Origin of the sequence: Lysinibacillus sp., assembly GCF_032093475.1 — a bacterium.
GTDB lineage: Bacteria > Bacillota > Bacilli > Bacillales_A > Planococcaceae > Lysinibacillus > Lysinibacillus irui.
In genome coordinates this window covers 1-14239 of the sequence record NZ_DAMDAY010000028.1, presented here as the reverse complement: position 1 = coordinate 14239, position 14239 = coordinate 1, and the positions used below count along the sequence as shown (strand labels likewise).

Sequence of the window (14239 nt, the reverse complement as noted above, 5' to 3'; positions counted from 1 at the left end):
GTGAACAATTCTATCCTGCAATTCAACTATTAAAGTATTTAGCACTTACATAGGCAATCCAATGATACGCTGGATCTTGACGCAAATTTTCAATTAAACCCTTAATAATGGCTCTACTATATGTTGGTTTTTCTATTTCTTGTTTTAATAGCAGTAATGATTCTTTTGCAATTGAATCTTCTGTATGAATGATATTTTGCTCAAATAATTGTAACAGAGCATCCTTTGACACATCTTGTTCACATGGCCTTGCAATAAATGGCACAAGATCTTCTGTGATAAAAGGAATGGTTGTATGATGTGCAATGATATCTGTCTTCTCTGCTAATGATTTAGCTAGTTGCTCTAAATCAAGAGGCATATCTGAAAAAATAAACAGCTCGGCATAACTCTTCATAAATCCTTTAATACAGTACATAACATCGTATTTCATTTCCTGGAGTTTATCCTGATAAAGTTGTTCCAGCATATAGAGAATGGATTTAGACATTTCTGCTTCATACGCGGTTATTTTATGAAAAAGTTCTTTTTTTGTTAAAAAGACCTTTTCGTTAAAGAACACACGAGCGGATGCAGAATGGTCTTTGAATGCTTGAAAGATGCTTTTATAAAATTCAACTAAAACCGTTTCTTTATTATAGGTGCCTCTGACTACTTGGTCAACATCCGTAATAAACTGCTGTAAATAGTAGTCCACCATTGAAATAACAAGCTCATCTTTTGTTTTGAAGGATAAATAAAATGCACCTTTTGAAATTCCACAGCGTTCCGTTATTTGCTGTACAGATGTAGCTTCAAAACCCTGTTCAGAAAATAGTTCTAATGCTTTCTCCATAATTAATTGCTTTTTTAACATATTTTTAACTCTCTCCTAATGCATTTCGTTGACAAATGACCGATTAGTCATTAGTATAAATAATTGAATTTAGATAGTCAATAAAGGGTAGGTGTGAAGGTGAAAGGTTTAGTTAATTTCGTATTGAAAAACAAATTGGCAGTGTGGTTATTAACAATTATCATCACTGTCTCTGGTATTTATTCCGGTACAAGAATGAAAATGGAATCAATACCCGATATCTCCATCCCATATTTAATTGTTATGGGTGTATACCCTGGCGCAACGCCTGAACAAGTAATGAATGAACTGTCCATTCCATTTGAGAAATCCATAGAAAGCTTGGAAGATGTTAAAGCAGTTTATTCAACATCCTCTTCCAACGTAGCACAAGTTCAAGTTGAATATGACTATGGCATTGATATGGATGAGAAAAAACGTCAGTTAGAAGCAGCTTTAGATAATATTAAACTACCTGAAGGTGCACAAGAACCAAGTATTATGGCCATCAGCATGAACATGATGCCAGTAGTAGCTTTATCTGTAAGTAGCTCGAAGGAAGATATTGTAGATCTTACTTCAACAGTTGAGGACGTTTTACTTCCAAAAATTGAAAAAATTGATGGTGTTGCTTCTGCAACTATTACTGGTCAGCATATTGAACAAGTTTCTTTTAAATATGATGAAGAAAAAATGGCTGCACTTGGGTTAACTGAAGAAACAGTCAAGCAAATGATCCAAGCAAGTGACATGTCTTTATCACTTGGTTTATATCAATTTACCGTTGGTGAACAAGCAGTTTCAGTTGATGGTAAAGTAAAATCTGTAGATGAACTAAAAGATTTATTAATTCCTGTCACACCTTCAGCTACAAATCCTTCACCATTCGTTCGTCTAGGTGATATTGCATCGATTGAAGTAGAAGGTAAAGTACAATCAGTATCCCGTACAAACGGTAAGGATGCTATTGCCATTCAAATCGTAAAAGGTCAAGATGCGAATACGGTAACAGTAGTTAATGCAGTAAAAGACCTTATGAAAGATGAAGAAAAACGTTTAGACAGCTTAAATGTTGACATCTCTCTAGACCAAGGTGCCCCAATTGAAGATTCTGTTTTCACCATGATCGAAAAGGCAGTATTTGGTGGTGCAATAGCCGTATTAATCATTTTACTATTCTTACGTGATTTCAAATCAACAATTATCTCGATTATCTCTATCCCAGTTTCTGTCTTCATGGCATTACTACTATTAAACTGGATGGATATCACATTAAACATTATGACGCTAGGTGCGATTACCGTCGCAATAGGTCGTGTTATCGATGACTCGATTGTAGTTGTTGAAAATATTTATCGACGAATTCATTTAAAACAAGAAAAATTAACAGGTCGTGCCTTAATTCGTGAAGCAACGATTGAAATGTTTAAACCTATTCTTTCGTCAACATTAGTAACGGTTGCCGTATTCGCCCCACTTATTTTCGTAGGCGGTATGGTTGGCGAATTATTCATGCCATTTGCCCTAACAATGACATTTGCACTAGGTGCTTCCTTAATCGTTGCCATCACAATCGTACCAGCTTTATCTCACTTCCTATTCCGTAAAAAATTATACGGTGAGAAAATGGAAAGCCAGCATAAAGAAGTTGGTAAGTTAGCTAATTGGTATAAGGGTGTCTTAGAAAAAGCATTAAACCATAAAATTATTACTTCAATCATTGCGATTGTATTACTTGTAGGTTCCCTTGCATTAACACCTTTAATAGGTTTTAGTTTTATGGGATCACAAGAAGAAAAAGTAATGTACTTAACGTATACACCTGCTACAGGTGAGCTAGCAGATGAAACGGCAGCAAACGTTGAAAAAGTAGAAAAAGAATTAATGAAACGTAAAGATGTTGATATTTTACAAGTTTCCATAACGGATTCCAATAATGTTGACCCTTCAGCAATGATGATGGGTGGAGGCGCTGGCGGTGCTTTAATGTACCTTATCTTTGATCCGGATATGGAGGACTTCCCTAAAGCTCGTGAAGAAGTAGAAAACTATGTGTTTAATATTGGCCAATCAGGAGAATGGAAGTCTCAAAACTTCTCATCAATGTCTATGTCTTCAAATGAAGTAAGCTATACACTATACAGTGATGACTTAGATAAACTTCGAGAAGCAGTAAGTCAAGTTGAGGGTGCTCTAAAAGAAGTAGATGGCTTAGAGGATATCAAATCTGATAACGAAGATCCTTATGTAGAGCATGTCCTTAAAGTTGAACAAAAAAATGTCCTTCAATATGGCTTAACTACTGCTCAAATTGTGATGGCATTAAATTCGAATACATCCCAAGAAGTTTTAACAACAGTTAAAAATGATGGGAATGATATTGATGTTATTGTACAACGTGATGCCAAAGTAGCTGCTACTTCACTTGATGATGTCTTAGCAACTGAAATTAAAACGGCATTAGGCACAACAATGACAATCGGTGAATTAGTAGATGTTGAGGAAGGTACGACACTTAACTCATTATCTCGTTCAAAAGGTGAATATTTCGCAACAGTATCTGGTACGATTACCGATGACGATATTTCCAAAGCAACTTCAGCTGCCGATAAGAAGATTGATAAATTAGATTTACCAAAAGGCGTAACAACTGGTGTTGCTGGCGTTGCTGCAGATATGCAAGAAACATTTACTAAGCTAGGTGTTGCTATGCTAGCGGCAATTGCCATTGTCTACTTCATTTTAGTGGTAACATTCGGCGAAGGTTTAGCGCCATTCGCTATTCTATTCTCACTACCTTTTGCCGTAATTGGTGCATTTGTCGGTCTTTTTGTCACAGGTCAAACTATTTCTGTTTCTGTTATGATGGGACTTCTGATGTTAATTGGTATCGTCGTAACAAATGCTATTGTATTAGTCGACCGTATTATCCATATGGAACATGATGGTCTTGCCATGCGTGAAGCTATCCTGGAAGCAGGGGCAACTCGTTTACGTCCAATCCTTATGACAGCCATTGCAACAATCGGTGCGATGATTCCGATGGCTCTTGGTTCTGGCGGTAGTGGTTTAATTTCTAAAGATTTAGCTATTACAGTAATTGGTGGTTTATTATCTTCAACACTATTAACATTAGTTGTAGTACCAATTGTTTATGAAATGCTATCTAAGATGTTAAAGAAAAACCGTAAAGATATTGAAGAAAATTAATAAGAAAACAGCTACTCAAGCGAATCGCATGAGTAGCTGTTTTTCTATTTATTGATTTTCTTTCACTACAAAAACTTCCTTGCTTTCTACACCTGTAGCAGATACAGCCGTAATGCCGTATGTATAACTGTGCTTAGCAAGAGCTGACTTGTCCAAGTATTGAGTGATGCCATCCTTATTATAAACAACATCTACTATATTTTGAGGGTCATCATAAGAACCTTCTTTGTTCCCATTAAAACGATAAATAACATATTTACGTGGCTGTGTTTCATTGTCGTCAATTATTTCAATCTTACGACCAGCCGCTTCCTTTGTCACTTGTACAAAAGTAGGCGTGTTTGGCACTGTATTATCATCCCAAGTGGTTACTGGTGTCAGTGCTGTATAATTATATAGTTGTTGACGAACAATCGTTGCGTAGCCTAATTTATCGTTTTGAAAACTTCGTAAAGAGAAATGCATTTGTCCTTCGGCTGCTACCTTTTCAGAACGATTTGCTAGTATTTGATTTGGCAATTCCATTTTATTTTTCCATGCTGCATCACTGTCATTGCCAACCTTGTAATCAGCAAGTCCAATGTATAGATGGACAGGGTGCGTTTTTGCATATGTTTGTACTTCATGGCTCCACCAATCTAGCAATGTCCCATATTTGGCAACAGATAATGTCCTTGACCAATAAATTTGTGGGGTAATGTAATCAATTGTGCCATTTTGAATCCATGTTCTGACGTCTGCATATAAATCATCGTAATTATTGACACCAGCTCGTGTGTCACTTCCTGTTTTATCCAATGATTTATTACGCCATACACCAAATGGTGAAATACCAAATTGTACATATGGCTTTGTCTCTTTAATAGCTGTGTAAAGATTTTCTACAAGGTTGTTAACATTATCTCTTCGCCAATCCTCTACCTTTTTAAAGGAAGTACCATATGTTTTGAATGCTGCTTGATCCGGGAAAACTTCATTAGCAATTTTGTATGGATAAAAATAATCATCCATATGCACGGCATCAACATCATAATTGGCTACTAGCTCTCTTACTATTTCAACTAAATAGTCTTGCACTTCGGGTAAGCCAGGATTTAAATAATATTGTTTGCCATATTTAACAACCCAGTTTGGATGTGTTCTAGCCACATTATCGGCAGAAAGGTCGGTTAGCTTTTGTCCAGACATTGTTACACGATAAGGGTTCATCCAAGCATGCAGCTCCATTCCCCGTTTATGCGCCTCCTCTACTATTATCTCAAGAGGATCGAAACCAGGATTTGTACCTTGCTTTTTCCCTGTTATGTACGACGACCATGGTGCTAGCTCAGACGCATACATTGCATCATTTGTTGGTCTTACCTGATAAATAACAGTATTAAATTTATTGGCTTTTAATTGATCCAAAGTTTGGCGTGCCCAAGCCGTGTACTGCTCCTTATTCATACCAGCTTTCATATCAAGATTGAGAACCGTTGAAATCCAGACAGCCCGCATTTCCCTTTTCGGCTGTGTCGTGTTTGCATTCGCTGTATTAGCAGGGATTGTCGATAGGCATAACACCAAAATCATCAAGACTGAAGTTAAAATTTTCAATTTACTATTATTATTTCTCATATTTCCTCCATTTACTATTTTTCTATTTTAGTATATGATAACTTCTTGTTATATGCACGTCCCCATTCCTTTTAATTAGAGAAAACATGACTAAAATAAAATAATTCTTTTCCATGATGCATACTTAATAAATGTACTAATTCCTTCTAAAATAAGTATCTTTAATCACCCCAAAAAACGCTCTTCCAGATTCCATATTTTAAAATTTCAACTAATTTATGTTTAATTCATTCTTTACGCAGTAATGAACTGTATGCTACAATCAACACAACTTATGTAGAACGGAGGGTATTCCAAATGACAGCTTCAATTAGACTACGATTTCACTTTACTAATTAAATATGTGTACACTTTGCCTGCTGTGCAAGGAAAATGGAATTAGGTCTAGTCTGTTTTAGGAATACTGGAAAAGAGGGGACTTCAACTCCCCTCTTTTTTGTTGTCTTTTAACTTTCCACACAGGCACTACTGTTAGAAAGGGATGACGAAATTGGAACATTGGAAACGTAATACGATACTTTTTTTAAGCAGTCAAACGATTTCACTTTTTGGCTCTGCTCTTGTGCAGTATGCCATAACATGGTATATCACGCTTACAACGCAATCAGGCAGCATGATGACCATTGCGATAATTTGCGGCTTTTTACCAACCTTCTTCTTAGCACCAATAGCTGGTGTTTGGGCAGATCGGTATAATCGTAAATGGCTCATTATTTTAGCAGATGGCATGATTGCCTTATCCACGCTAATCTTAGCCATTTTATTTTTAATCGGCTATGATGAGCTCTGGCTACTATTTGTTATTTCGGCGGTACGTGCCATGGGTGCAGGTATTCAAACACCCGCTGTAGGCGCTATTTTACCGCAATTTGTGCCTGAAGAGCATTTGATGAAGGTCAATGGTGCAAATAGTAGTATTCAAGCTTTTATCATGATTCTTGCACCGATGGCAAGTGGTGCATTATTAACGATGGCTTCCATCGAATCTATTTTCTTTATTGATGTAACGACGGCTGCTATCGCCATTGCGATCTTCTTATTATTTCTGCATATTCCTACACATGCGAAAGCAAATCAGCCACAAACAACAGGCTATTTTAGTGATATGAAACAAGGCTTCATTTACATCAAAGAGCATGCTTTCTTAAAACAATTGTTTTTGTTCTTCGCCTTTTTCATGCTGCTTGCTGCACCTGCAGCCTTTTTAACACCTTTGCAAGTAACCCGTAGCTTTGGCGATGATGTCTGGCGTTTGACTGTTATCGAGATGGCCTTTGCCATTGGAATGTTAATCGGTGGTATCGCAATTGCAACATGGGGTGGCTTTAAAAATAAAGTGCATACGATGACATTATCTGCATTATTATTTGGACTTTGTACAATGGCTCTCGGCATTATTCCTGTTTTTTGGCTGTATCTCGTAATCATGACAGTTACCGGAATAGCTATGCCAATCTTTAATACACCCGCAACGGTGTTATTACAAGAAAAAGTTGAAAGTGATTATATGGGTAGGGTATTTGGCATTCTTAGTATGATATCCACCTCTATGATGCCGTTAGGTATGCTTATTTTCGGTCCGATAGCTGATATGATTGCCATCGAATGGCTACTCATCGGGACAGGAATCCTATTATTTATCCAAGGATTTTTCCTTCTGGGCAGTAAAGTCTTATTAAAAGCTGGCAGATCTACTGCCGAGCAAATAGATGTTGACAATTTAGCAAAAAAGTGAAGATTTTGTATAAGAGATTATTGCTGACGATAAAAAATAATTAAAACCCTAGCTTATAAACAACCCTAAATGCATACTGACGCTAAAAAAGCCCTTATCCAGGGCTTTTTCGTCTTTATCCACTTCCTAAGAATAATCAATTGTGCTTTAGCATCTTTCTTTACACAATATCTGAATTTACATACTTTTTCCCCTGTCCTATTAACAACGTAATTTGTTCGATCGTGAATAATAATGAACTGCAGAAAATAACACTAGAAATAAACACTAATAATGCTAATAATGCTAATAGTTTGTCATCGTATTCATTGAGCAACGTGAAATCCCAACATAATATATACATAATCCACGTTAATAAGGACACTCCTGTTAAATAAACAGTTTTACCGAAAACGCCAAATTGACTCTGACTTTTTACAGAGTTACATACATGTAAAGACAATTACTATTCCACCTTTACATCTAAGGTAACTAATTATTAAATATAATAACGATGAATAGGACGTCCTACACTTCCATATTGTATTTCTACTTTTAATAGATTTTGCTTTTCTAAAAAGTCAAGATAGCGTCTAGCTGTAACACGTGCTGTACCTATATAAGTAGAGACCTCCTCCGCCGATACTGCCCCTTCACTTGTTTGAATATATGCAAGCACCTTATCTAAAGTAGCTCGATTAAATCCTTTTGGTAGCTCCTCTACCGTTATTGCTTTTGTTCCTGTCTTTGTAACAACAACTTGCTCAGGAAGACGTTGCTGCATTAAATGATCCACATCATGTTGGGTTAAATCCTGCATACCACTTATTTTTTTCCTGTAGCTTTGATAATTTTTTAATGTTTGCTCAATCCGCTCAAATGTAAAAGGCTTCATAATATAATCATACACACCTAAATGTAAAATACGCTGTACAGTAGGCATATCATTTGCAGCAGTTACAGCGATAACATCGACAGGAAGATGCTCCTCTCGAATTTTTCCTAACGTAATAATGCCATCTTGCTCTGGCATAAAAATGTCCATAAAGACAAGTTCTGGAGTTAATTGTTTAATTTTATTAATTCCCTCAATGCCATTACTTGCATAACCGATTAATGAAAAACCTTTTATTTGCTCAATAAATTGCCTGTTCACTTCTCGTACCATTGGATCATCTTCAATTAATAAAACAGTTATTACATCCATCTATACTTCTCCTAACTCAAATAAAATTAAGAAACTTGTTCCTTTCATAAATTCACTCACTACTTCTATATCTCCATTGCCCTTTCTTACAATTTCATAGACTAGATGCAAGCCAATGCCCCGATTTTCACTAGCTTTTGACGAAAATCCATTTTCAAACATACGATCCTGTACCTCTTTGGACATGCCAATCCCATTATCAGAAACTGCTATCGCTAAGACTCCATCATGCTCGTCTACAGAGATGGCTACATATTTATCTTCCTTAGAAAGAACATTTAATGCCTCAAAAGCATTTTCAATTAAATTGCCGAGTAAAACAACAAAATCATGGTGATCTAATAAAGGAGGAAAGCGTTTAAAATGACTTTTCCGATCAATTTCAACCTCAATACCTAGTTCTTTTCCATAACTTACTTTACTTAACAACAAACCTGAAATATTTTCATTATGAAAGCGTTCGTTTAAGAACTTCGTCAATGATGCTTCATTTTCAGTAGTGACTGTAACATATTCAAGTGCTTGCTTTGTATGTCCCAATTGCAATAGTCCTGCAATTGTATGAATTTTATTTTTATGCTCATGGGTTTGTACACGTAATGCTTGAACAAAGGCCTTTACACCTGTAACTTCCTCTGCAAGCTTTTTCACAGCTGTTAAATCCTTAAACATAGCAACTGCACCAACTAGCTCGCCATTTACAATAATAGGTACACGATTACTTAAGATACTATGATGATTAATGTAAAGCTCTTGATTATAAACAGGTGTTGCTGTTTCAACAATTTCAGGCAGACGGGTATCCGGCAAAACATCATAAATCTTTTGTCCAATACAATCCTCTATTTTCCTAGTAACACCTAAAATATCAGCAGCTTTCTCATTAAAAATCGTTATATTCATTTCCTTATCAACAGCTATTATTCCCTCATGCATGGCATTAAAGGTTTCTGTTCTTTCCACATACATTTTTGCAATTTCATGGGGTTCAAGCCCAAACATTTGTTTTTTTATATGTCGTCCAAGTGTAAATGCACCGAAAATACTGAAAATTAACGAGATAACTATAGTTATCATAATTTCTCGCTCATAGCTTTGTAGCATTTCTAGCAGGGTTGGTAATGCATAGCCAACTACTACAATGCCTACTTGTTCCCTTTTATCATTTATAATGGGTACAAAAGCGCGTATCATGACACCCGATTCTCCACGTGCCTTCGAAACATAATAATGCTCACTAAATGCTGCATTTAAATCCTGCGACTCGCTGCGCTGCCCTAATTCCTTATTTACTGGATGTGATAGTTTAATACGTTCCATATTCATCACAACAATATAATCTGCCTTATTAATAATCCTAATGCCATCTACAATTTTATTAATATTTTTTGCAGATTCTTTGATATTTTCATTTTCCAAATGCACACTAAGCTCTGGTACATTTGATACAGTTTGTGCTACTAGCATTGCCCGCTGACCAAAATTTTTTTCCTGTTCAGACAATAAGTTACCGAGTACAAAAATACCACCTAGTAAAAAGGAGAATGCAATGACTAAAAATGTCACTAACAGTATTTTGCCGTTCACAGGCATTTTCATCATTCAGTAATTCCTTCCTTTCAAATCCGCACTCTCATTGTTAGTGGTACACTTATTAATGATATGACTTTAAGATTATCTGCAAAAAATTCTTTTGACAACACCTTTAATCTATATAATTAGCAGAAAATATTGAATTTAATGAACAATATTACAGATTGATTGTTTACAACTGAACTTTTTTATTACTTTATGTTTTTGTATTATAACAATAATGCATTAAATATAGCGTACCATAACAGACAATGTTATTAATATTACTATATTTATATATAATGGAATAAAATGTACTTAATGAACGTTATGTTTCTTATTTTCTAAATCTCTTATTTTAAGAAATATTCGCTATGATGATTCTAGTGAAAGCGATATCAAAGAGAAAATTTAGAAAAGAGGTAGCAAAAAAATGAGGTTATTGAAAAATTTAACTGTTCAGGTTATAGCAGCTATTATCCTTGGGATTATTGTAGGGTCCATTTTCCCCGAGTTCGGTGCCAGCTTGAAAATCTTAGCAGACCTATTCATTAAATTAATTAAAATGTTAATTGCCCCAATTATCTTCCTAACAGTGGTTATTGGAATTGGCAGTATGGGAGATATGAAAAAGGTCGGGAAAATCGGAGGTAAAGCATTACTTTACTTCGAAATAGTTTCTACAATTGCCTTAGCAATCGGAATTGCTGTGGCTTTAATTGTAAGTCCTGGTACAGGTTTAGATACATCAGGTGCATCTGATGCTGATATTTCAAAATATACAACTGCTGCTGCTGAATCTGAGCAGGGCTTGGGTGCATTTATTTCTAGTATTATTCCTGAAAATGTTGTTGGCGCATTGGCGACTGGTCAACTATTACCAGTTCTATTCTCTGCTATTTTATTTGGCTTAGCAGCTGCTTCAATCGGAGCACCTGCAAAACCAGTCATCACATTCTTTGAGCAAGTAGCAGAAATCTTTTTCAAGATTGTCAGTATGGTTATGAAAATATCACCAATCGGAGCTTTTGGTGCCATGGCCTATACAATTGGGAATTTTGGTTTAAAATCTCTAGGTAATTTAGGTCTATTAATGGCTGCAGTATATATTACAATGTTTTTATTTGTCGTCTTTATTTTAGGTGTGATTGCAAAGTTCTTTAGATTCAACATCTTTAAATTTATCGCTTACATCAAAGATGAGATTTTCTTAGTAATCGGCACATCCTCTTCTGAATCAGCTCTACCATCTATGATGCGAAAACTAGAGAATTATGGTTGCTCAAAGCAGGTTGTAGGTTTAGTCGTTCCTACTGGTTACTCCTTCAATCTAGATGGGACTTCTATCTACCTATCTATGGCTGCTTTGTTTATTGCACAAGCATATGGAATGGAACTAACTTGGGTCCAAATACTTACACTACTTGGGATTTTAATGATTACTTCTAAAGGAGCAGCGGGCGTAACCGGGTCAGGATTTATCACATTAGCGGCAACTTTAGCTGCCTTCCCAATGATTCCAGTGGAAGGGATAGCGCTTTTAATCGGTGTAGATCGTTTTATGTCGGAGGCTCGTGCTGTCACAAATTTAATTGGTAATGGCGTAGCATGTGTTGTAGTGTCCAAATCTGAAAAAGAATTTGATGTGACGATGGAAGAACGTGCACTTCAAGGAAAGGCTACTATTGTATCATAAGAAAAAGGGTTGTGATGACAGCCATGGCTGTTTCACTACCCTTCTTATTTTCAAATCTGAAACAGTTACTCACATTTAGCTGAATTCACATAAGTAATCAATGGCGTAGGATTTATTTTTTATCCAAGGATAACTAAAAACAATCATGTTTAAACTCTAGTAAAAAGGTGAAAGCATATAGTAAGAGGTGAAGGACATGACAAATAAAAAACAAGCGAAAACACGTTATACTAATAACCCTGATGTATTGGATACAGATAAAGAAAGTATTTTTGATAAACACGAGGACATGAAAACAGTTGATCCAATACCTGTCGAAGAACTCAATGAAAAAGTAAAAGATGAACAACATAAATCTAAAACAAAGGATTCCTCGGCAACAGATAAGCGCTATTGATAAAAAAATTAAGCATAATAATTCATAAAAAGTCGACCTAATTCACTATAAGGTCGACTTTTTAGTTAATGTAGAGAAGGTGAAAAATGAAATTATCTATTTTGAAAACAGATAGCTTCTTTGTAAGAGCTATCACAGTACAAGATTCAAATACGTTATAAATCATCAATATAGTCCTTTCTCATAATAACTTTGACATATAATATTCATTGATATATTGCTCATCAACATACAAGGAATCTCGTTTTGTTCCTTCAATGTCAAAACCCATTTTCTTATATAAGGCAATCCCAGCCTCATTATTCTCCAAAACCGTTAACTCCAGACGATGTATACCATTTTCTTTCGCCCAATTTTCTACATGCTTAAATAATGCTGTGCCAATTTTTCTTCCTCTATAATCACTGTGTATGCCTATGACAAGATAAGCACGGTGGGCAATTCTTGTAGGTTCATTGCCTTGTACGATTAAATAAGCAACTACCTTCTCATCGATTTCAGCTACGAATAAAGCTGAATGGTGGCTATCATGGACCTTGTCTATATACTGTGCAAATTGCTCAGGTTGTAATTTTCGCTCTCCTGGTCCGAATAACATAAAATTGGATGCCTCTGCATTTGTCATGACCGCTATAATTTGTTCACTATCATTTCCCGTTGCTTGTCGTATTTGCATTATCTACACACTCTCTTTCTAGAATATATTCACCCGCATCCACATATCTTTTGTATTCATGTAGATGTTCCCTCCAATAGGGAAGGTAAAAATAGGCTGTGTATGCCCAAACTCCACATCATATAGGACAGGTATTGTTTTCAACATTGGATGCTTGTTTAAAATGAAATGTAATTGTTCTTCTGTCATATCAGAGGCTCGCTGAAAGCGCCCTATTGCTAATCCCTTTATTCGAGTTGTTGTTTGCAGTATCGATGTTAAGTCCCGTGCAAAGATAGCAGGATTCACCAACTCATCATCTTCCAAAAATAAGGCATGTAAGCTGTTCCTTGCAGTAAATTTAACGTACACAAATTTCCACCATAAAGCTGACCACTTGTCTCCCCTTCAGAATAAACTTTCTAATTTGCTGCTTCAAAGCGCCGATGCTTCTGGTCCATATACCAGGCATCGTCACTCCATACACTAGAGGATCTTAAAAGAAATGGTTTATCGCCCATTAAACACTTTTGAAAATAGGAAAGCTGATACTCCTAGGCTTGTTCCATACGAAAGCTAGAAAAATGAGGACCTGAATACGTAATAAAGTCACATTTTTTAGTAATAGCAGTTGCTAAAGCTGTGATATCACTAAACCCACAAAGTATTTTTGGATTTTCAGCAATCATTCGATAATCTAAATACGGTAAAACCTCATTACAGTTGTATCCTCCAAGCACCGTTAAGATGGCCTTTACTTGAGGATCCAGAAAGGCATCATGTATATCTGCCACACGCTGCACTATAGATGAAGATTGTTGAAAATCACTTTCAAAAATATGGTGACCAAATGTAACGATAAACCCTAATTCCTCCAATATATTCTTAGTTAGCTCCATCATCTCCGAAGTTAATACTTTAGCACTTAGAATTGGAGCAATAATACGTATTTCATCTCCAAAGACTAGTTTTGGTGGGATTCTCACAGTTTTACCATCCCCCTTTTAATAGGTTTGAATTTTAGCCACTAATTTTTCATCCTTAAAGTGTAATGTTTCTGTATCAATAAGTGTATAGGTTGGTAGTGTAGGTTGACTTTCCTTCCAGTTATTAAATGCTTGTTTCCGCTCATCATCTTCGTAATGTGGACAAAATGCGCCAGGTAATATTCCTAGTCCGTCACATTCTTCATAGATATTATCTTTATTTTCACTGAAACACTTTTCAAACCAACACATCGCCCCTGCACTGATGCCAGCTAAGATAACTCCATTTTGATAAGCTTCCTTTAATACATCATCAAAACAATATTGACGCCACTTTTCGAGTAGAAAAC

General features: G+C 35.9%; 11 protein-coding genes and 1 pseudogene. 4 read left to right on the top strand and 8 right to left on the bottom strand.

The window, feature by feature from the left end; all coding sequences use genetic code 11:
• Positions 1-22 precede the first annotated feature (22 nt).
• Positions 23-856 (bottom strand): TetR/AcrR family transcriptional regulator, encoded by an 834-nt coding sequence (locus RT445_RS08445; RefSeq protein ID WP_312504751.1) that lies wholly within the window; start codon positions 854-856, stop codon positions 23-25.
• Between the two features lie 99 nt (positions 857-955).
• Here RT445_RS08445 and RT445_RS08440 point away from each other — a divergent pair, with 99 nt between their 5' ends.
• Entirely contained in the window at positions 956-4045 is a 3090-nt protein-coding gene (locus RT445_RS08440; RefSeq protein ID WP_312504753.1) for an efflux RND transporter permease subunit, read from the top strand.
• A gap of 48 nt (positions 4046-4093) precedes the next feature.
• Here RT445_RS08440 and RT445_RS08435 read toward each other — a convergent pair whose 3' ends face one another.
• Positions 4094-5662 carry a glycoside hydrolase family 10-like protein gene (locus tag RT445_RS08435; protein WP_312504755.1) on the bottom strand — a complete coding sequence of 523 codons (1569 nt, stop codon included), beginning with the start codon at positions 5660-5662 and terminating at the stop codon, positions 4094-4096.
• Between the two features lie 481 nt (positions 5663-6143).
• Here RT445_RS08435 and RT445_RS08430 point away from each other — a divergent pair, with 481 nt between their 5' ends.
• Positions 6144-7397 (top strand): MFS transporter, encoded by a 1254-nt coding sequence (locus RT445_RS08430; RefSeq protein ID WP_312504756.1) that lies wholly within the window; start codon positions 6144-6146, stop codon positions 7395-7397.
• 160 nt (positions 7398-7557) lie between these two features.
• Here RT445_RS08430 and RT445_RS08425 read toward each other — a convergent pair whose 3' ends face one another.
• Genes RT445_RS08425 through RT445_RS08415 form a run of 3 tightly spaced genes read right to left on the bottom strand, consistent with a single transcriptional unit; the run spans position 7558 to position 10185 of the window.
• Positions 7558-7839, bottom strand: coding sequence for a hypothetical protein (locus tag RT445_RS08425; protein WP_312504758.1), 282 nt, complete (start codon positions 7837-7839; stop codon positions 7558-7560).
• A gap of 36 nt (positions 7840-7875) precedes the next feature.
• The gene (locus tag RT445_RS08420; RefSeq protein ID WP_274795785.1) at positions 7876-8583 is read right to left on the bottom strand and encodes a response regulator; all 708 of its coding nucleotides are present in this window, start codon (positions 8581-8583) and stop codon (positions 7876-7878) included.
• Positions 8584-10185 (bottom strand): ATP-binding protein, encoded by a 1602-nt coding sequence (locus RT445_RS08415; RefSeq protein ID WP_274795784.1) that lies wholly within the window; start codon positions 10183-10185, stop codon positions 8584-8586.
• Positions 10186-10588: 403 nt separating this feature from the next.
• On the opposite strand from RT445_RS08415, the gene RT445_RS08410 reads away from it, so the two are divergent.
• Together RT445_RS08410 and RT445_RS08405 are read left to right on the top strand one after the other, a co-directional pair.
• Positions 10589-11851 carry a dicarboxylate/amino acid:cation symporter gene (locus tag RT445_RS08410; protein WP_274795783.1) on the top strand — a complete coding sequence of 421 codons (1263 nt, stop codon included), beginning with the start codon at positions 10589-10591 and terminating at the stop codon, positions 11849-11851.
• A 196-nt stretch (positions 11852-12047) separates the two neighbouring features.
• Positions 12048-12248: a hypothetical protein gene (locus RT445_RS08405; RefSeq protein ID WP_274795782.1), complete on the top strand. Its 201-nt coding sequence runs from the start codon at positions 12048-12050 to the stop codon at positions 12246-12248.
• Between the two features lie 181 nt (positions 12249-12429).
• Here RT445_RS08405 and RT445_RS08400 read toward each other — a convergent pair whose 3' ends face one another.
• The 3 genes and pseudogenes from RT445_RS08400 to RT445_RS08390 all read right to left on the bottom strand — a co-directional run.
• The gene (locus tag RT445_RS08400; RefSeq protein WP_312504761.1) at positions 12430-12924 is read right to left on the bottom strand and encodes a GNAT family N-acetyltransferase; all 495 of its coding nucleotides are present in this window, start codon (positions 12922-12924) and stop codon (positions 12430-12432) included.
• A gap of 18 nt (positions 12925-12942) precedes the next feature.
• A pseudogene (locus RT445_RS08395) lies at positions 12943-13889 on the bottom strand (S66 family peptidase).
• 18 nt (positions 13890-13907) lie between these two features.
• A partial coding sequence (locus RT445_RS08390) for a Type 1 glutamine amidotransferase-like domain-containing protein (RefSeq protein ID WP_313470419.1) occupies positions 13908-14239 on the bottom strand: 332 nt, incomplete at its 5' end.